Source organism: Arthrobacter sp. D1-29 (genome assembly GCF_054130585.1).
Map to the genome: position 1 here is coordinate 688,362 of NZ_CP096383.1, position 16,854 is coordinate 705,215.

The following is a 16,854-nucleotide window of genomic DNA, read 5'->3' on the forward strand; positions in this document are numbered from 1 at the left end:
CGAGGTTCACTCCAGGGTTAAGAACCCGCAGACGAAATTCACATGAGGAGTCAGCATGCCCATTGCAACCCCAGAGATCTACTCCGAGATGATCGACCGCGCTAAGACGGGCGGCTTCGCATACCCGGCCGTCAACGTCACCTCCTCGCAGACGCTGAACGCGGCCCTCCGCGGTTTCGCCGATGCTGAGTCCGATGGCATCGTCCAGGTTTCCACCGGCGGTGCCGCCTACTGGTCCGGCGCCTCCACCAAGGACATGGTGGCCGGTTCCCTGGGCTTCGCAGCCTTTGCGCGCGAAGTTGCCAAGAACTACAACGTCAACATCGCCCTCCACACGGACCACTGCCCCAAAGACAAGCTGGACGGCTTTGTGCTGCCGCTGCTGGCCGCTTCCGAGGCCGAGGTCAAGGCAGGCCGCAATCCGCTGTTCAACTCCCACATGTGGGACGGTTCCGCAGAAACCCTGCAGGAGAACCTCCGCATCGCCCGTGAACTGCTGGAGCGCACCGCCGCCGCGAAGATCATCCTTGAAGTTGAGATCGGCACTGTCGGTGGCGAGGAAGACGGCGTCGAGAACGCCATCAACGACAAGCTGTACACCACGGTGGAGGATGCCCTGGCCACCGTCGAGGCCCTGGGTGCCGGCGAGAACGGCCGCTACATCACGGCACTGACCTTCGGCAACGTGCACGGCGTGTACAAGCCGGGCGGCGTGAAGCTGCGCCCGGAGATCCTGAAGGACATCCAAGCCCAGGTGGGCGCCAAGATCGGCAAGGACAACCCGTTCGACCTCGTCTTCCACGGCGGATCAGGCTCCTCTGACCAGGAAATCGCCGACGCCGTGTCCTACGGAACCATCAAGATGAACATCGACACCGACACCCAGTACGCCTACACGCGTCCGGTGGTTGACCACATGTTCAAGAACTACGACGGCGTCCTGAAGGTTGACGGCGAAGTGGGCAACAAGAAGCTTTACGATCCCCGCGTCTGGGGCGCCTCGGCCGAAGCAGGCCTTGCTGCCCGTGTGGTGGAGGCGGCCAAACAGCTCGGCTCCCTCGGCAAGACGTTCTAGTATGTCCGACGAGTTCCGCAGGAACCTGATGGGCCCCGAGCCCACCCTCTTGCCTGCCGAGACCGAGGTCTACGAGCAGCTGGAGGCGGGCCAGGAGGCACTGGATCTGGTGGAGAAGCACCCCACCTCCTCGCTGCTGTGGGCTGTGCTCGCGGAAGAGGCGTGGGCCGAGGGCCGCACCATCGATTCCTACGCCTATTCCCGTGTGGGCTATCACCGCGGCCTGGATTCGCTGCGGCGTAACGGCTGGCGCGGCGTCGGCCCCATCCCGTGGGAGCATGAGCCCAACCGCGGTTTCCTGCGTGCGCTCTATTCGCTGGGCCGTGCATCGGCGGCCATCGGCGAGGCCGAGGAACCGGAACGGATCGAGAAGTTCCTCAACGACTCCGACCCGGCAGCGAAAGCGGCCATCGAAGGCAAGTAAACCAAAAGTTAAATAACGACGGCGGGTGGTCACCTTTATTGAAAAGGTGGCCACCCGCCGTCGTTCCTTCAGAGTTTTTGTCCAGATATGGCGACCAAAAGTCCCTTTTGGTCGCCATATCTGGACAAAAACTCCGTAGTGGAGGGGGAGCGTGGGGCTAGCTGGGCTTCGTCAGGCCTGTGCGCGCCATGGCATCCGCATAGGCCACGTGCATTTCTTCAAGGTACTGTTCCTGCCGGGCCGGAGTACCGGCGAAGGCTCGGCCACTGAGGGAGCGGACCTTGTAGGTTTTCAGTCCGCGGCGCCAGAGCAGGGGCACCTCGGTCTTCAGCAGCAGGTTGGCCAGGCGGTTGGCTTCGGTGCCGTGGGCCACGATGACGGAAGCCCGGGGCACGAGGGCCAGGAACTTGAGCAGCGGCTTGAGGCCGGAGGCGATCTGGTCCGGCGTGAACTTGCCGTTGGGCTCGCCCGGGGTGTGCCACGGGTGGACGTTCCACGGCATCACGAACTCCGGACGCAGGCCCAGTTTCCACTGGACGCCCAGCATGCGGGTGGCGGCGTCGTCGTCGCCGGCGGTGATGAACCCGGACTTGTCCGCTTCGCCGATGTTCGAGTACAGGCTGATGATGCGGCATTCATCCACGTCGTGCATGGGGTCAACGTAGGGAACTTCGGTGTGCGGCTTGACGCTCTGCAGGGAATCGCACAGCTCGTTGACGGCTGCGACGTTGGGTTCGTAACGGCGGCTCATGAGCTGCTCGCGAAAAGATTCAGGTGCCAGGGCTGTCATGTATTGCTATGTCTCCTGCGGGGCTCGGTGATGCTGCCAATCCGGAAAATGGGCGCATCGTGGCGCGGCAGGTTCCGGGATGGTTTGAAATGTGGAGTGGACCGATTCCTGGTCGGTCCTTATCAGTTTAGCAAGCCCCGCAAAACGCAGGCACGCCCAAGGCCTTCCCGTGATGGAAGGCACAGGGCGCCGGGATCGCTGCACCTACCAGAGGCGCTGGCTGGCGCGGCGGGCGCCCTCGCCGAGCGCCTCAAGTTTGGCGAAGGCGATCTGCGGGTGAACCCGGCCGCCCAGCCCGCAGTCCGTGGACGCAATAACATTCTCCCGGCCCACCAGCTCGGCGAAGCGGACAATCCGGTCAGCCACGAGATCCGGGTGTTCCACCACGTTGGTTGCGTGTGAGACCACTCCGGGAATGATGGCCTTGCCCTCGGGAAGCCTGGTGTCTTCCCACACCCGCCACTCGTGCTCGTGCCTGACGTTGGCGGCCTCGAAGGAGTAGGCCCCGGCATTGACCTGCAGCACAGATCCAACGATGTCCGCGAACGGAATGTCCGTGGTGTGCGGCCCGTGCCAGGAACCCCAGCAGACGTGGAGGCGGATCTGTTCCTGGGGCAGGTCGCGCAGGGCCCAGTTGGTGGCCTCGATGCGCAGCTGGATGAACTTGAGGTAGTCCTCCAACGACGGCTCGGGGTTGATCTGATCCCAGCTTTCCGCGAGTGAGGGGTCATCGAGCTGCACCGTCAGGCCGGCGTCGATGATGGCCTTGTATTCCTCCCGCATGGCATCAGCGCAGGCGTACAGCAGTTCCTCGTCCGACTTGTAGTACTCGTTGGCCACCCTGGCGCACGAACCGGGGGAGAGGGACGCCAGAAAGCCTTCCGTCAGGCCCGCCGCGGCCAGGCCCTTTTTCAAATTGGTGACATCGGAGGCCACCAGGTCATGCCCCGTGTAGGTCAGGGGTCCCGCGATTTTCGGCTGCGTCACGCTTTTGCGGTGCGCCAGGATGCCCGAGGACGGATCGGTGTACGCGTCGTTGAAAGCCAGCCGGTCCCGGCGGTCCGGAAACGACGTCAGCACAATATGCCCCGGAGACGAGCGATGCACCACGGGGTCCTTCCACCTGTCCACGTCAGTGGGTTCCAGGCCGCCCAGCCTGGCGAAGGAGTAGTTCCACCAGGCGCCGTAATCAACGGAAGTGGACATGGTGTGCCCGTACTCGCCGTCGTTCGCAATGTCGACGCCGAGGTCTTTCTGCCGCTGGACCACATCCGCCACCGATGCTTCCAGCAGCTCCAGGAATTCGGGCGTGATGCCCTCGGATTCCTTTGTGGCGTTTGCCGCGATGAGCTCCGGCGTGCGAGGCAGTGAACCTGCATGCGTGACCTGGATGTGGTCAGTATTGGGGGACATGGATACTTCCTTTCCATCGGTCCTGGCAGTAGCACCTGCGGACAGGATTGTCCCTGCACCCGCGGTTGCTGCGGCGTCAGCGAGCCAGGTCTCTCGGCCGCTCCGGATGGGTACTCTCACTTAATGTCATCAGCCGGGTGCGGGCAAGCCTTCGCCGGATTGTTTCATCGGATGGCGGCGGAGGCGGGGGTGGAGAAACCAAGGGCCCGCGGGCCACGAACAAGTGGAGAAACCCCGGCATCCGCTAAACTTGGCTGGTAAGAGCCCCGAACTCTTGCCTGGCAGGCCACTGAATCTGTGCCTGCCGGACTGTAGCCGTCGGGGCATTCTCATGAACGGCGCTGACTTCCGGCTGAACACCTGCTGCCTCACCTGGGTGGATCAACCGGAATGCGGCCCGAACGAATGGGGGAGGATCCCATGCCAGCTATCGTGATCGTAGGAGCCCAATGGGGCGACGAGGGAAAAGGCAAGGCCACTGATCTCCTCGGCGGCCGCGTCGACTATGTGGTTAAGCCCAACGGCGGCAATAACGCCGGGCATACCGTCGTCGTAGGCGGTGAGAAGTATGAGCTCAAGCTCCTTCCGGCCGGCATTCTCAGCCCCAATGCGGTTCCCATCATCGGCAACGGCTGTGTGGTGAACCTTGAAGCCCTGTTCCAGGAAATTGAGGGGCTCCAGGCCCGCGGCGCAGACACCTCCAAACTGCGCGTCTCCGCCAACGCACACCTGGTGGCGCCTTTTCACCAGGTGCTGGACAAGGTCACCGAACGTTACCTCGGAAGCCGCGCCATCGGCACCACGGGCCGCGGCATCGGGCCCGCCTACATGGACAAGGTGGCCCGGCTGGGCATCCGTGTCCAGGACGTCTTCGACGAATCCATCCTCCGCCAGAAGGTGGAAGGATCGCTCCGCCAGAAGAACGAGCTCCTGGTCAAGGTCTACAACCGCCGCGACATCGATGTTGAGGAGATTGTTGAATACTTCCTGTCCTTTGCCGAGCGTCTCCGCCCGCTGGTCATCGACAGCACACTGGTCCTGAACAAGGCCCTGGATGAGGGCAAGGTAGTGCTCATGGAAGGCGGCCAGGCCACCTTCCTGGACGTGGACCACGGCACCTACCCGTTCGTCACTTCCTCCAACCCCACCGCCGGCGGAGCCTCCGTTGGCTCCGGCATCGGTCCCACCCGGATCTCGCGCTCCATCGGCATCATCAAGGCGTACACCACGCGTGTGGGCGCCGGCCCGTTCCCCACGGAGCTCTTCGACGAGATGGGCGTGTACCTGCAGAAGACGGGCGGCGAGTTCGGCGTCAACACCGGCCGTCCCCGCCGCTGCGGCTGGTACGACGCCGTCCTGGCCCGCCATGCGTCCCGCGTCAACGGCTTCACGGACTACTTCGTCACCAAACTGGATGTACTCACCGGCATCGAGCAGATTCCGGTGTGCGTGGCCTATGACGTCGACGGGGTCAGGCATGACGAAATGCCCATGACCCAGACCGAGTTCCACCATGCCAAGCCCATCTTCGAGTACTTCGAGGGATGGACCGAGGACATTACCGCGGCCCGCACCATGGATGACCTGCCGGAGAATGCACGCAACTACGTCCTGGCCCTGGAAAAGCTCTCCGGCACGCGCTTTTCCGCCATTGGCGTGGGTCCGGACCGTGACCAGACGATTGTGGTTAACGACCTCATCAATGACTAACTGTTTCTGAAAGTCCGACGCCGGCGGGTCACCTTGAACAGGTGGCCCGCCGGCGTCGTTACGGGGTAACGCTGCATGGATGCGGGGCTCATCTTAAGTAGGATACTCACCAACTTAGGTGTGAAATAGACATAATGCTGTTAGTCTGTTTAAGCACCTACAGAGAGTGAGCAATGATGCTTCTCGAAAGAGACCTCATCCAGTCCGTCGGCTTCCGCAACGTCACGGAAGGCGGACGTGTGACCGGCTTCCAGTTCAGGGTCCGGATGCCTTCCTACCGGGGCATGGCCGCTTCCCTCATTGACGGCATCGCGGTCCGCGTTGGCGATCTGGTGAACGTTGGCCCCGACGTTCCGCGTTGGACGTTTGGCGGGCGGACCTACACGCTGCAGCAACTCTGGGAAAGTGATGGCGTCCGCTGGCCCTTGGAGGAAGCGGCACTGGTGACCGTTCCCCTCGACGGCGGGCTGCCGCAAGGCGTCCACGAGCTCAGCATCGAGTTGCGGCTGCGAATGTCCTACATTCCCGTCGAGCACCAGCCCACCATCCACCGGGTCAGCCGGAAGGTCACGCTGGCACCGGAAGGCGGCGAAGATACCTTCCGCTACGGCGTTTCCCTGTACAGCTTCATGGGTGACTACGGCACGGTCATGGACCTTGAAACGGCTTTGGCCGCCGTCGCCGACGTAGGCGCCATCGGCGTCGAGATCCTCGGCGAGGGCCACGTCCCCAACTATCCGGAACCTTCTGCGGCGTGGATCGACAACTGGTTCGGCCTGCTCGAGAAGTACTCTTTGGAGCCCACGAACTACGGCTCTTGGATTGACACCCGGCTCCACCCCGGCAGGAGCATGACGGCAACCGAAGGTGCCGAGGCACTGCAACGGGACCTGAGGCTTGCCCACCGGCTGGGATTCGGCTTCGTCCGCCCAAAGATCGGGGTCGTGTCCAGCGACCTGGTTCCGGACCCGATCTGGACGGAGTCAGTGGAACGCTCGCTCGACCTGGCTCACGAGCTGGGGATCATCATCTGCCCCGAGATCCACTCGCCAACGCCCATCAAGCATCCCGTCGTCGAGGACTACATCGGCCTCATCGAACGGACGGGAACCAAGAACTTTGGTCTCCTCATCGACACCGGCATCTTCCAGGACCGGCCCATCCCGCTGCGGGAAGGGGAGACGCGCGAGACCCGCCCCGCCTTCCTGGACGGCATCGGCGTCGATCCGGCCGATTTCGCGGACATCGCCCAGTACGTGGTGTTCATCCAGGCGAAGTTCCACGACATCAACGAGCAGCTGGAAGACCATCAGATTCCCTGGCGGCCCGTGCTGAATGCGCTCAAGGACGCCGGTTACAGCGGCTACCTTTCCAGTGAATACGAAGGCGAACGCACCCCCTGGCGGGCCATCGAGCAGTTGCGGCGCCAGCATGCCCTCATCCGTCGCATTGCGGCCGAACTTCCCTGACCTATCCCATCTCCCAGCAAAGAGAACAACCATGCCCAATGGATTTATTGACGAATCAAGCCTCCGCCCCCATCCGGAAGGCCTCGCGCTGGTACTGACGCTGCCGTGGTACCGCAGCCTTTGGCTCTCCTCGGTGTCCAGCCTCCGGCTGAGTATCGACGGCCAGGAGATTCCTTCCGGGGACCTGTCACTGGAACTGGGCGGTGTCCGCTACGCGCTTGCCGACTTGCCGGCGCAAAGCGAGACTCTCTGGTACCTCCAGGAACATCCCCTGCTCATCGTCACAAGGGAGAGCCCGGCTTCCCTGGGCGAGCAGCACACCATCCAGCTCATAGGGGAGCTTCGACTGCCGTACATGCAGATCGCACCGGGCCAGGACGGCGGTCCCGGCATGTACGTGCCCAACTTCGTGAACCAGACGCTGGAGCTGACCGTGACCGACAGGGCGGCGACGGCTCCTGAACTGGCGACGGCGGTGACGCCGCCTCCGCCGAAGGCTGAGGATGATCCGTTCTCCCTGGGGCTCACGCTGTACTCGGCCAGCGCCGAATTCCGGGCGGGCTGGTACGACTTTGACGGCCTGCTGAACCGGGTGGCGGAGCTGGGGATAGGCCCCGGCATCGAGATCGTGGCGTCCCAGGTCCTGCCCACCTACCCCAACGTGACTGATAATTTTGCACGTTCCTGGCAGGAGGCCTTCGACAAGCACGGCTTCACCGCCAGCTCCTTTGGCGCGAATCTTGATATGGGCCGGCGCCGTGACCGCGACATGACTCCGGATGAGGAATACGGGTTCACGGAGACGCTCTTCCGCGGTGCCAAGAAGCTCGGCTTCCCGCTGGTCCGCATCCAGAGCGCGAAGCCGGAACTGCTTCGCCGGCTCCTTCCGCTGGCCGAGGACCTCGAACTCAAGCTTGCCTACGAGATCCACGCGCCGCTGGGACCCAACTCGCCGGAGATCAGAAAGGTCCGGGAGGTCTATGCGGAGCTTGATTCACCGCTGCTGGGCTTCGTGGCTGACTTCTCCTCGACCATGCACAGCATGTCACCCACCCTCCTGCGCGCTGTCCGCCGGGCCGGACTCGACGACGAAGCCGTCCTCAGGCTGCAGGCGATCTGGGCCACCGACGCCCCCATGCGCGCCCGACAGGAAGAGTTCATTGGCTATCTCAAGGGACGCGGCTTTGATCCTGCCCGCCTCGGTTCCTTCGCCCACCTCGCCTTCAACATGCATGGCCACGTGAGCCCGGAGGAGTGGTCTGACATCATGCCGCAGATCATGCATGTCCACGCGAAGTTCTATGACATCGATGAGCACGGCAACGAGCCGGCAATCGACTATCCGGAACTGGTCCGGGTGTTCGTTGAGGGCGGCTACCGCGGCTACTGGTCCAGCGAGTGGGAGGGGCACGCCTTCGCTGAGCTCGGCGAAGTGGATCCGCTGCTGCTAGTCCGGAAGCAGCACGACCTCATTCGCAAGAGCATGCGGACGGCGCTCGCATCAGCCTGAGGCTGCACAACGAATCCCGCGCGCCTCGATGCCCGACCCATTACCGGGCCGGGCATCGAGGCATTAAAGGGGCTTGGCCGCGGCCGCTGCGACGATGTCAGCCGCGTCCTTGAACAGGCCGCGCATCCATTCATGCTCGGAATCGCGGTTGTGTACTGGATGCCACCACAGGGCATTAACCAGCGGAGTGGCATCGAATGGAAGCGGCAGGATCCGCACTCCGCCCACCCGCAGCGCAAACGGGACCAGCGCTGCCTGGATGAGCGCGATCCGGTTGGTCCCCACCACAAAATGCGGCAAGGACTGGAAACTTTCAACCACCACATCCACCCGCGGTTCAACACCCAGCTGCATGATTTGCCGTTCCGCGGACGTTGATGCTGAGCGGGTCTGATACGTCATGACCCACGGAAGTTCGGCGATGTTCTCCATGGTGATCTGCTCGCCCACGGCCTCGTTGGAGGAAGAGACGACGGCGACCCACCCGTCCCGCCACAGGTCCAGGCAGGGGAGTCCGGACAGGAAGCCGTGGGGGATCACCATGCCGTCTACCGAACGAAGGCGGTTGGCTGCATCTTCCACCACCATCGGGTTGTGGAGCATAAACCGGAACCTGACACCCGGCGCGCGTTCAGCCGCAAGCTCGGAAACTACCCGGCCAACAGTGGTGAACCCATAATCCGAACCGTAGATGGAGAACTCGCGCTCGGATTCGGCGGGTTCCCACGTTGCCTGGCTCTCGAAGACGCGGCGGGCGGCTTCCAGGGCCGTGGTGGTGTGTTCCGCCAGCCGCAGGGCGAAGGGCGTGAGCTCATAGGCGTTGCCCCGGCGGGCAAGGATGGGATCCCCGAAGTGGGACCGGAGGCGCGCAAGCGAGGCGCTCAACGCCGGCTGGCTCAGGTGCAGGCGCTCGGCCGCCCTGGTCACGCTCCGCTCAGTGATGAGGGCATCCAGCGATATCAAGAGGTTGAGGTCTAGCCGGGAAAGCAGGACATGGTTTGTCACGGCGCGGCGTTTCTTTCGGCGGTGAACTACGTCCCATCAGTGTATCAGCGGCATCAATACATTTGCCGGGCCATATCAGAGGGTTGGATGCGGAGAGCTTCCGTGGACCTCCGTGGAACTTATGTCTGGTATACGCAATACTTATGTGCTTTTTCTGCACATCTCCTGCATACTAGTGAGTGACCGGGGTCACGGCTCCCGGATATTTCGACAACGAAGTCAGAAAGGCTGGACATGTCACAGCACAGTCGCTATTCGGGCCTGAAGGCCGGCGCCCTCGCCGTCCCCACCATCGCAGCCCTCGTCCTCACCGGCTGCTCGGCCCCCACCGGCAGCACCTCCTCCGGAGGCTCGCAGGAATTTTCCCTGTCATTTGCCACTTCCAACACCATCGAGAGCCCCTTCCAGGTCCTGGGTGAGAAGTACATGGAAGCCAACCCGAACGTGAAGATCACGTTCAACCCCCAGCCCAACGACTCCTACGACCAGACGTTGCGGACCCAGCTCCAGGCCGGGAACGCCTCCGACGTCGTGGTGACCTCGCCCGGTTCGGGCACCGGGCGCAGTATCCTGCCGCTCGTTCAGGCAGGCTTCCTGGAGCCGTTGGACGATGCCGCCAAGGAACTGGTTCCGGAGGGCAGCGAAGCCCTCTTCGGAACTGACGGCAAAGTCTACGGCCAGGCACCCGAGATCACCGTAGTTGGCCTGGTCGCCAACGAGACTGCTGCCAAGGCTGCCGGCATATCCGAGTTCCCGGCAGACTTCTCTGCTCTTGAGGAGCAGTGCAAGAAGCTTGAATCGTCCGGCAAGTCGTTCATTGCGCTGGCCGGGTCCGCTGCTCCGAACACCGGCCTGATGGCGATGTCCCTCGCGGCCTCGCGGGTATATGCCGAGGACCCGAAGTGGAATGAAAAGCGGGCTGCCAAGGAAACCACGTTCGCTGACTCCGACGGCTGGAAGTCATCCCTCGAGGCGGTGGTCACACTGAACGAGGCCGGCTGCTTCCAGAAAGGCGCCGCAGGTGCCGGCTTTGACGCCATCACCAAGGGCCTTGCCAGCGGATCATCGGTTGCCGGCTTTATCCCGGGTCCCAGCTGGAAGCAGTTGAAGTCCGCCGCTGCGGACTCTGAATTCGACGTCCGCGCACTCCCGGCCGAAGGCTCAGGCCAGAGCTTCGTCTACGCCAGTGCCAACTACGCGTTCTCCGTCAACGCCGCGTCCAAGAACAAGGATGCTGCCAAGGCGTTCCTGACCTGGGCCGCTGAGCCTGAGCAGACCAAGGCCTTCGCGGAAATCGATGGCGCCCTGCCGGTCACCGGCCTGGACAGCTACGACTTCGACGCCGGCGCTTATAAGAACGTCGGCGGGCTCATCAAGGACGGAAAGTACGGTCCTCTGCCGAACAGCCAGTGGCCCAACTCCGCTGTCTACGACGCCCTCGCCACCGGCGTCCAGGGACTAATCACCGGCCAGAAGAACCCTGACCAGGTCCTGCAGGCCATGGACGCAGCCTGGGGCCAGTGACCGTTTCACACCACCCAGGTTCCGACGACTCAAAGGGACAAACAAGGATTACCATGACTGCGACGATGCAACCCAAAAGCGAAGCAGCTGAAGTGCCCCGGCGAGGCAGGCGCACTCCGGGGGCGGGCCCAAAGACCCGCCCCCGGGGGACCGGCCTGCAGTTGGGACACTGGTGGTGGGCGCTGCCCGGGATCACCCTCGTCATAGCCATCCACTACGTGGCAACGGGTATAGGCGGCTTCTTCGCCTTCACCAACTGGACCGGCATCGGCTCGTTCCAAGTCACAGGCTGGCAGAACTTCGAAGCAATCTTCAAGGATCCCACCAAGCTCGGAGCCCTCTCCAACACCCTCTTCCTCGCCTTCGGCTCCGTTTTCCTCGGCAACGTTGCGGGGCTGGTCATTGCCCTTGGCCTGAACCGGGTCCTGAAGACGCGCTACATCCTCCGGACACTCTTCTTTATGCCCGTGGTGCTCAGCCCCCTGGCCACGGCCTACATCTGGAAGTACATCTTCGACTTTGACGGCCCCATCAACGCCTTCCTCATATCGATCGGCGCCGAGGACCTCGCAAAGCCCTGGCTCGCAGACCCGCAGTGGGCCATCTGGACAGTGCTCGTGGTGCTGGTCTGGGGCTCCACCGGCTTCGCCATGGTGATCTTTATGGCCGGGCTTGCCGGCGTCCCGGTGGAAGTCGAGGAGGCCGCCGCGATCGACGGCGCCAACCTGTGGCAGCGCTTCCGGAACGTCACGCTGCCGGCCATCCGCCCTGCCGTCGCCATCGCCACCACCCTTGGGATCGTCCAGGGCCTGCGGGTCTTCGACCCCATTATGGCCCTGACCGGGGGCGGACCCGCCGGGGCAACCGAAACGCTGGCCACCCAGGTCTACAAGCAGGCATTCGCGCTCGGCAACTTTGGCGGCGGCGCCGCCCTGGCCCTGGTGCTCGCCGTCATCATCCTGTTCTTCGCCGTAATCCAGCAGCGGCTGACGCGATCGAACCCTGAGGACTAACCATGTTCCGTTACACCAAATTCACCCTGCTCCGCGAAATGGGCCTCTGGGCGCTGGCGCTGATCTTCCTCGCCCCGTTCTACTTCCTGGTGACCACCGCCCTGAAGCCGGACAGCGAGATGTACACAACGTCACCCCTAGCCGTGCCGAAGAGCCCGGACTTCAGTAACTTCGTCGATGTCCTGACGGCCACTGGCAACTCCAACGTCGTGATGGGGCTCGTGAACAGCCTCATCATCACCACGGGCAGCATCATCGGCCTGATCGCACTGGGCTCAATCACCGGCTACGTCATCTCACGCAGCACCCGCCGGTGGAGCAAGGGCGTCTACTACCTGTTCCTGATCGCCATCATCCTCCCCGGTCAGCTCGGCGCCGTCCCCCTGTATATGGGTGCGCGCGCCATGGGCCTGACGGGGTCGGCGTGGGGCCTGATCGTCCTGTACACGGGCATGCTCCTGCCGCTGTCGATCTTCCTCTACGCCAACTTCTTCCGGGGGCTTGGGACCGATTATGAGGAAGCAGCCACCATCGACGGTGCCAGCAGGACCCAGATCTTCTCCAAGGTGGTGCTGCCCATGATGGCCCCCGCCACGGGAACGGTCACCATTTTCGCCGGACTCATCGTCTGGAACGACTTCTTCACCTCGCTGATCTTCCTCGGCGGCTCCGCCAACCAAACACTGCCGGTGGCCATGTACTACTACATCGGTTCACTGGTCTCGCAGTGGAACTCGATCTTCGCCATCGTGATCGTGTCCATGATTCCCATCCTGGCGCTGTTCCTGTTTGCGCAGAAGCGCTTCATCCAGGGCTTCTCCGGCGGCCTGAAAGGCTGACCCGCCGCTTGACCACCGCTTCACCACTGCGCAGCGATCGAACGCGTCGCGGCGATGTTCCACACCCAAAAACGGGTGCACACCCAAATACGGGCGCATCGCCAGCCCAAGTTTTAGTTGAACACCCTCACCTTCCAGGAGACACGCATGTACCAACTTGCACCCAACATCGACCTCTTGTTCGCAGAAGCCGGCGACAGCGCCGCTGACCGTGTCCGCGCCGCAGCCGCCGCCGGTTTCGACGCGGTGGAAATGTGGGGCCCGACGGGGAAGGACATTCCCGCGCTCAAGGGTGCGTTAGAGGAGACGGGTGTGCAGCTCACCGCCCAGTTGGCAGAGCCGCGGATGCAGTTCATGATCCCGCCGAAGGACCACGCGCCCTTCTATACAGGACTTGATGCCGGCGTCGAAGTGGCTCAGCAGCTGGGTTGCCCGCGGATCGTGGTGGGCAGCGGCACCGGCTTCGGCGGCCGTAAGCGGCAGGACCAGCTGGATGAACTGATTGAGATCTTCACCAAAGGCGCAGCCCACATTGAAGGTTCCGGCATCACCCTGGTCCTCGAACCGGTGAACACCAGGGTGGACCACCCCGGTGCCCTGCTGGACCGCACCTCCGAAGCCGTCTACATCGCCAGGGGCGTCAACTCGCCCCATTTCGGCGTCCTCTACGACCTCTACCACTCCACCGTCGAAGGCGAGGACGTCGTCGCTGAACTGGCCAATGCCGGTGACCTCATTAAGTACGTACAGATCGCCGACGCCCCAGGACGCGGCGAACCCGGCTCGGGTTCCATCGACTGGCCTGCCCGGCTCGGTGACCTGCGGAACAGCGGCTACACCGGCCCCATCGGGCTTGAGTACTACCCGACCATCGATTCGGCAAAGTCCGTCCGCCGAATCCAGGAACTGGTGGCTGGGCGGTGAGCGGTCACCGGTACCCGGCGGCAGTCGACGTCGCCATCGTTGGCAGCGGCCCCACGGCATCGGCGTACGCGCGGATCTTGAGCGAGGAAGCTCCCGGTGCCACAATCGCCATGTTCGAAGTCGGCCCCACGGTGAGCAATCCGCCCGGGGCGCATGTCAAGAACATCGAGGATCCTAAATCCCGCAGCGTCGCGCAGCGCGCTTCGGAAGGCCCCGGCGCCGATGCCGAAACGGTGAGCTCACCCGGCGCCGTCAAGAGCGGGGAGCGCCGGGCCAGGGCCGGAACCTATTTGCTGCAGGATGGCTACGCCTTCCCGGGCGAGGACGGCATGCCCGTAGCGGCCATGTCCAGCAATGTGGGCGGCATGGCCGCCCACTGGACCGCCGCCTGCCCCCGCCCGGGTGGAAAGGAGCGCATTCCGTTCCTGCCGGACCTGGAAGATCTCCTTGACGACGCCGACCGCCTCCTGGGCGTGACCACCCATGCCTTCGACGGCGCACCTTTCTCGGACCTCGTCATCAGGCGCCTGGCAGCGGTGGCGGACCAAGGCCGAAAGGCGGCGTACCGGGTCCAGCCGATGCCGCTTGCTGTTCACCGGCGGGAGGACGGCGGCCTCGTGTGGTCAGGCTCCGACGTCGTGATGGGGGACGTCACCCGGGAGAACCCGCAGTTCGAACTCTTTGATGAGTCGCTGGTGACCCGTGTGCTCGTGGAGGACGGCGCTGCTTCCGGCGTCGAAGTCCAGGACCGCCGCAGCGGGGAGACCCATCGGGTGGCTGCCCGTTACGTCGTGGTGGGCGGGGATGCGCTGCGCACGCCGCAGCTCCTCTGGGCTTCCGGGATCCGTCCGGACGCCCTGGGCCGCTACCTCAACGACCAGGCGCAGGTGGTGTTCGCGAGCAGGCTGCGCGATGTCACGGCTCCGCAGGTCCCGGCAGCCGCCAACGGTGCCCTCAGCGAGCAAAGCGGGGTTGCCTGGGTGCCTTACACGGACGAAGCGCCCTTCCACGGCCAGATCATGCAGCTGGACGCGTCCCCTGTCCCCTTGGCCGAAGATGACCCCGTTGTGCCGGGATCGATCGTGGGGCTGGGCCTGTTCTGCGCCAAGGACCTGCAGCGCGAGGACCGGGTGGCGTTCGACGACGACGCCCGCGACTCCTACGGAATGCCCGCCATGCGCATCCACTACCGGCTTACCGGGCGGGACCACGAGGTACTCGACCGTGCGAGGCAGGAGATTGTCAGCCTGGGCAGGGCGGTTGGGGAGCCACTCGACGAGCGTCCGTTTGTCATGCCGCCCGGAGCGTCGTTGCACTACCAGGGCACAACACGCATGGGCGAGACGGACGACGGCGAGAGTGTCTGTTCTCCCGACAGCCAGGTCTGGCAGGTTCCCGGCCTCTTCGTGGCCGGCAACGGCGTCATTCCCACCGCGACGGCATGCAATCCCACACTGACGGCCGTTGCGCTCGCCGTGCGTGGGGCGCGGAAAATCAGGGAAGAACTCAACGGCGCTTTACTTATGTCTGAATCAGACAATAGAATGACTAAATAAAGAAGAAGTGGCTGATGGCCCCTTCGTTCAATAACAGGCATTTCATTCACAGGCAGGGCCTTCACACGCAAGGCACGCCGCAGACAAGGAGGTCTCGATGATCGCCGACCGCATTATCGAGCAAGGAACACTCACCACGCAGGGCGGCCGCACCGCCGTCGAAGTCCGCATCCCCTGGTACCGCGCCCTTCCGGGCTCGTGCATCGCCGGCGCAGCACTGACAGTTGACGGTGTTGCCGCCCCCGAGGACACCCTGCGCTGGACCATGAATAACCGGACGTTCCGGTTTGAAGAACTCGTGGACGAGACCGGTGAGTGGTGGTTCCCGCTGGACTCGGCAGTTCTTTCCGGCGACGTTCCCGTCCAGGACGACCACGCCGAGCACGAGGTCCGGGTGGACCTGAAGCTCTACATCCCGTACATCATCACCGACCACGGCGTGCTGCACATTGAAGAGCACGACACCAAGACCATGAAGGTGGCACAGCGATGACCAGCCTCGGCACGCCGATCCAGGGCGTCACCCTTTACAGCTTCACGCGGGCCTTCCACGCTCGGCAGTATGATCTCGACGGCCTGATCCGCAAGGTGGCGGCCGAGGGCTTCGGCCCGGGGCTCGAGGTTATTGGATTCTCCAGCTTCCGGGGCTTCCCGGACCGCATCGACGACACCTTCGTTGGGCAGTTCCGCGACCTGGTGGCAGAGGTTGACCTGGTCCCCACCTCCCTCGCAGTCAACGTTGACACGGGCATCCGCCGCGACCGGCTCATGAACCACGACGAGCTGGTCGAATACATGCGCAAGCAGATCGAAGTAGCCGCCCGGCTCGGCTTCCCGATCGCGCGAGTGCAGATCTCACTGACGCCGGACGCCATGGAAAGCCTGCTGCCCGTGGCCGAAAAGTACGGCGTCACCCTGGCCCTCGAAGTCCACGCGGACCAGCACGGCGCCCACGAGCGCGTCCTGGCCCTGCGCGACCGCTACGAGAAGCTCGATTCTCCGCTGCTTGGGTTCACCGCCGACTGGGGCGCCACCGTCACAGGGTTTGCACCCTCGCTGCTGGAGGCCTACCGGCGCCGCGGTGCTTCCGAGGAACTCCTCCGCCAAGTGGTTGACCTGTGGAACGGCTTCTATGCGGAAGGACCTCCCAACACGCAGAAGATCCACGGTGAGCGCTTCGGTGCCTTCATCGGCCTGGCAGCACGCAACGGCCGACCGGACCTCGGCATCGATTTCGGCATTAACGGAACGGGGCTGTTCGGGCCTGCACCGCTGGACACCTGGCTGGAAATCATGCCATGGGTCCGCCACGTGCACGGCAAGTTCTTCGGCATCGACGAGAATGGCGAAGAGCCCTCGGTGCCGGTGCGTGACCTGGTCCGGCAGCTCGTGGAGAACGGCTACAACGGCGCCATCTCCAGCGAATACGAAGGCTGGCACTGGAACAACTGGCAGGACCCGTTCGACATCATCCGCGCGGAGCAGGCCGTCCAGCGTTCAGCCGCTGCAAACGCCGGTTCCGCCATGATCACGGATGCTGCGGAAGCCCGCCGCATCCTCAGCAGCCACCTCGCCCAGCCCGTCCGCGGCTGAAACAAAAGG

Annotated in this window: 15 protein-coding genes and 1 riboswitch; of the genes, 12 read left to right on the plus strand and 3 right to left on the minus strand. The window is 63.8% G+C overall.

The genetic code is table 11. From position 1 onward, the window contains the following. The first annotated feature begins 55 nt into the window (after nucleotides 1–55). Both fbaA and M1E17_RS03300 read left to right on the plus strand, forming a co-directional pair. Nucleotides 56–1,075 carry a class II fructose-bisphosphate aldolase gene (gene fbaA, locus M1E17_RS03295; RefSeq protein ID WP_457965442.1) on the plus strand — a complete coding sequence of 340 codons (1,020 nt, stop codon included), beginning with the start codon at nucleotides 56–58 and terminating at the stop codon, nucleotides 1,073–1,075. A gap of 1 nt (nucleotide 1,076) precedes the next feature. Then, nucleotides 1,077–1,499, plus strand: a complete 423-nt coding sequence (locus M1E17_RS03300; RefSeq protein ID WP_457965443.1) for a DUF3151 domain-containing protein — start codon at nucleotides 1,077–1,079, stop codon at nucleotides 1,497–1,499. A 157-nt stretch (nucleotides 1,500–1,656) separates the two neighbouring features. Here the strand turns inward: M1E17_RS03300 and M1E17_RS03305 are convergent, their stop codons facing one another. Further along, the gene (locus M1E17_RS03305; RefSeq protein WP_457965444.1) at nucleotides 1,657–2,289 is read right to left on the minus strand and encodes a uracil-DNA glycosylase; all 633 of its coding nucleotides are present in this window, start codon (nucleotides 2,287–2,289) and stop codon (nucleotides 1,657–1,659) included. Between the two features lie 204 nt (nucleotides 2,290–2,493). Beyond that, nucleotides 2,494–3,702 carry a cobalamin-independent methionine synthase II family protein gene (locus M1E17_RS03310; protein ID WP_457965446.1) on the minus strand — a complete coding sequence of 403 codons (1,209 nt, stop codon included), beginning with the start codon at nucleotides 3,700–3,702 and terminating at the stop codon, nucleotides 2,494–2,496. Between the two features lie 10 nt (nucleotides 3,703–3,712). Then, nucleotides 3,713–3,815, minus strand: a riboswitch (SAM riboswitch). Nucleotides 3,816–4,122: 307 nt separating this feature from the next. Between M1E17_RS03310 and M1E17_RS03315 the strand changes: the two genes are divergently transcribed. The 3 genes from M1E17_RS03315 (at nucleotide 4,123) to M1E17_RS03325 (ending at nucleotide 8,391) form a co-directional block, all read left to right on the plus strand. Next, the gene (locus M1E17_RS03315; protein WP_457965448.1) at nucleotides 4,123–5,412 is read left to right on the plus strand and encodes an adenylosuccinate synthase; all 1,290 of its coding nucleotides are present in this window, start codon (nucleotides 4,123–4,125) and stop codon (nucleotides 5,410–5,412) included. 176 nt (nucleotides 5,413–5,588) lie between these two features. Further along, nucleotides 5,589–6,881 (plus strand): C-glycoside deglycosidase beta subunit domain-containing protein, encoded by a 1,293-nt coding sequence (locus M1E17_RS03320; RefSeq protein ID WP_457967545.1) that lies wholly within the window; start codon nucleotides 5,589–5,591, stop codon nucleotides 6,879–6,881. A 31-nt stretch (nucleotides 6,882–6,912) separates the two neighbouring features. Beyond that, nucleotides 6,913–8,391, plus strand: coding sequence for a sugar phosphate isomerase/epimerase family protein (locus tag M1E17_RS03325; protein WP_457965449.1), 1,479 nt, complete (start codon nucleotides 6,913–6,915; stop codon nucleotides 8,389–8,391). 63 nt (nucleotides 8,392–8,454) lie between these two features. Here M1E17_RS03325 and M1E17_RS03330 read toward each other — a convergent pair whose 3' ends face one another. Beyond that, nucleotides 8,455–9,396, minus strand: a complete 942-nt coding sequence (locus M1E17_RS03330) for a LysR family transcriptional regulator (protein WP_457965451.1) — start codon at nucleotides 9,394–9,396, stop codon at nucleotides 8,455–8,457. Nucleotides 9,397–9,630: 234 nt separating this feature from the next. On the opposite strand from M1E17_RS03330, the gene M1E17_RS03335 reads away from it, so the two are divergent. From M1E17_RS03335 to M1E17_RS03365, 7 genes are all read left to right on the plus strand, one after another. Then, nucleotides 9,631–10,920 carry an ABC transporter substrate-binding protein gene (locus tag M1E17_RS03335; RefSeq protein WP_457965453.1) on the plus strand — a complete coding sequence of 430 codons (1,290 nt, stop codon included), beginning with the start codon at nucleotides 9,631–9,633 and terminating at the stop codon, nucleotides 10,918–10,920. A gap of 53 nt (nucleotides 10,921–10,973) precedes the next feature. After that, nucleotides 10,974–11,933, plus strand: coding sequence for a carbohydrate ABC transporter permease (locus tag M1E17_RS03340; protein ID WP_457965454.1), 960 nt, complete (start codon nucleotides 10,974–10,976; stop codon nucleotides 11,931–11,933). 2 nt (nucleotides 11,934–11,935) lie between these two features. Beyond that, nucleotides 11,936–12,772, plus strand: coding sequence for a carbohydrate ABC transporter permease (locus M1E17_RS03345; RefSeq protein WP_457965456.1), 837 nt, complete (start codon nucleotides 11,936–11,938; stop codon nucleotides 12,770–12,772). Between the two features lie 147 nt (nucleotides 12,773–12,919). Then, nucleotides 12,920–13,696: a TIM barrel protein gene (locus M1E17_RS03350; protein ID WP_457965458.1), complete on the plus strand. Its 777-nt coding sequence runs from the start codon at nucleotides 12,920–12,922 to the stop codon at nucleotides 13,694–13,696. Further along, nucleotides 13,693–15,252, plus strand: a complete 1,560-nt coding sequence (locus M1E17_RS03355; RefSeq protein WP_457965459.1) for a GMC oxidoreductase — start codon at nucleotides 13,693–13,695, stop codon at nucleotides 15,250–15,252. The genes M1E17_RS03350 and M1E17_RS03355 overlap by 4 nt, the downstream gene beginning before the upstream one ends. Nucleotides 15,253–15,349: 97 nt before the next feature. Next, nucleotides 15,350–15,745, plus strand: coding sequence for a C-glycoside deglycosidase beta subunit domain-containing protein (locus M1E17_RS03360; RefSeq protein WP_457965461.1), 396 nt, complete (start codon nucleotides 15,350–15,352; stop codon nucleotides 15,743–15,745). Beyond that, the gene (locus tag M1E17_RS03365; RefSeq protein WP_457965462.1) at nucleotides 15,742–16,845 is read left to right on the plus strand and encodes a sugar phosphate isomerase/epimerase family protein; all 1,104 of its coding nucleotides are present in this window, start codon (nucleotides 15,742–15,744) and stop codon (nucleotides 16,843–16,845) included. The genes M1E17_RS03360 and M1E17_RS03365 overlap by 4 nt, the downstream gene beginning before the upstream one ends. The last annotated feature ends 9 nt before the right edge of the window (nucleotides 16,846–16,854 follow it).

What these genes read in the sequence shown, in the direction of transcription:
- fbaA (WP_457965442.1), top strand. Translation starts at nt 56, where the DNA reads ATGCCCATTGCAACCCCAGAGATCTACTCCGAGATGATCGACCGCGCT.
- M1E17_RS03300 (WP_457965443.1), top strand. Translation starts at nt 1,077, where the DNA reads ATGTCCGACGAGTTCCGCAGGAACCTGATGGGCCCCGAGCCCACCCTC.
- M1E17_RS03305 (WP_457965444.1), bottom strand. Translation starts at nt 2,289, where the DNA reads ATGACAGCCCTGGCACCTGAATCTTTTCGCGAGCAGCTCATGAGCCGC.
- M1E17_RS03310 (WP_457965446.1), bottom strand. Translation starts at nt 3,702, where the DNA reads ATGTCCCCCAATACTGACCACATCCAGGTCACGCATGCAGGTTCACTG.
- M1E17_RS03315 (WP_457965448.1), top strand. Translation starts at nt 4,123, where the DNA reads ATGCCAGCTATCGTGATCGTAGGAGCCCAATGGGGCGACGAGGGAAAA.
- M1E17_RS03320 (WP_457967545.1), top strand. Translation starts at nt 5,589, where the DNA reads ATGCTTCTCGAAAGAGACCTCATCCAGTCCGTCGGCTTCCGCAACGTC.
- M1E17_RS03325 (WP_457965449.1), top strand. Translation starts at nt 6,913, where the DNA reads ATGCCCAATGGATTTATTGACGAATCAAGCCTCCGCCCCCATCCGGAA.
- M1E17_RS03335 (WP_457965453.1), top strand. Translation starts at nt 9,631, where the DNA reads ATGTCACAGCACAGTCGCTATTCGGGCCTGAAGGCCGGCGCCCTCGCC.
- M1E17_RS03340 (WP_457965454.1), top strand. Translation starts at nt 10,974, where the DNA reads ATGACTGCGACGATGCAACCCAAAAGCGAAGCAGCTGAAGTGCCCCGG.
- M1E17_RS03345 (WP_457965456.1), top strand. Translation starts at nt 11,936, where the DNA reads ATGTTCCGTTACACCAAATTCACCCTGCTCCGCGAAATGGGCCTCTGG.
- M1E17_RS03350 (WP_457965458.1), top strand. Translation starts at nt 12,920, where the DNA reads ATGTACCAACTTGCACCCAACATCGACCTCTTGTTCGCAGAAGCCGGC.
- M1E17_RS03360 (WP_457965461.1), top strand. Translation starts at nt 15,350, where the DNA reads ATGATCGCCGACCGCATTATCGAGCAAGGAACACTCACCACGCAGGGC.
- M1E17_RS03365 (WP_457965462.1), top strand. Translation starts at nt 15,742, where the DNA reads ATGACCAGCCTCGGCACGCCGATCCAGGGCGTCACCCTTTACAGCTTC.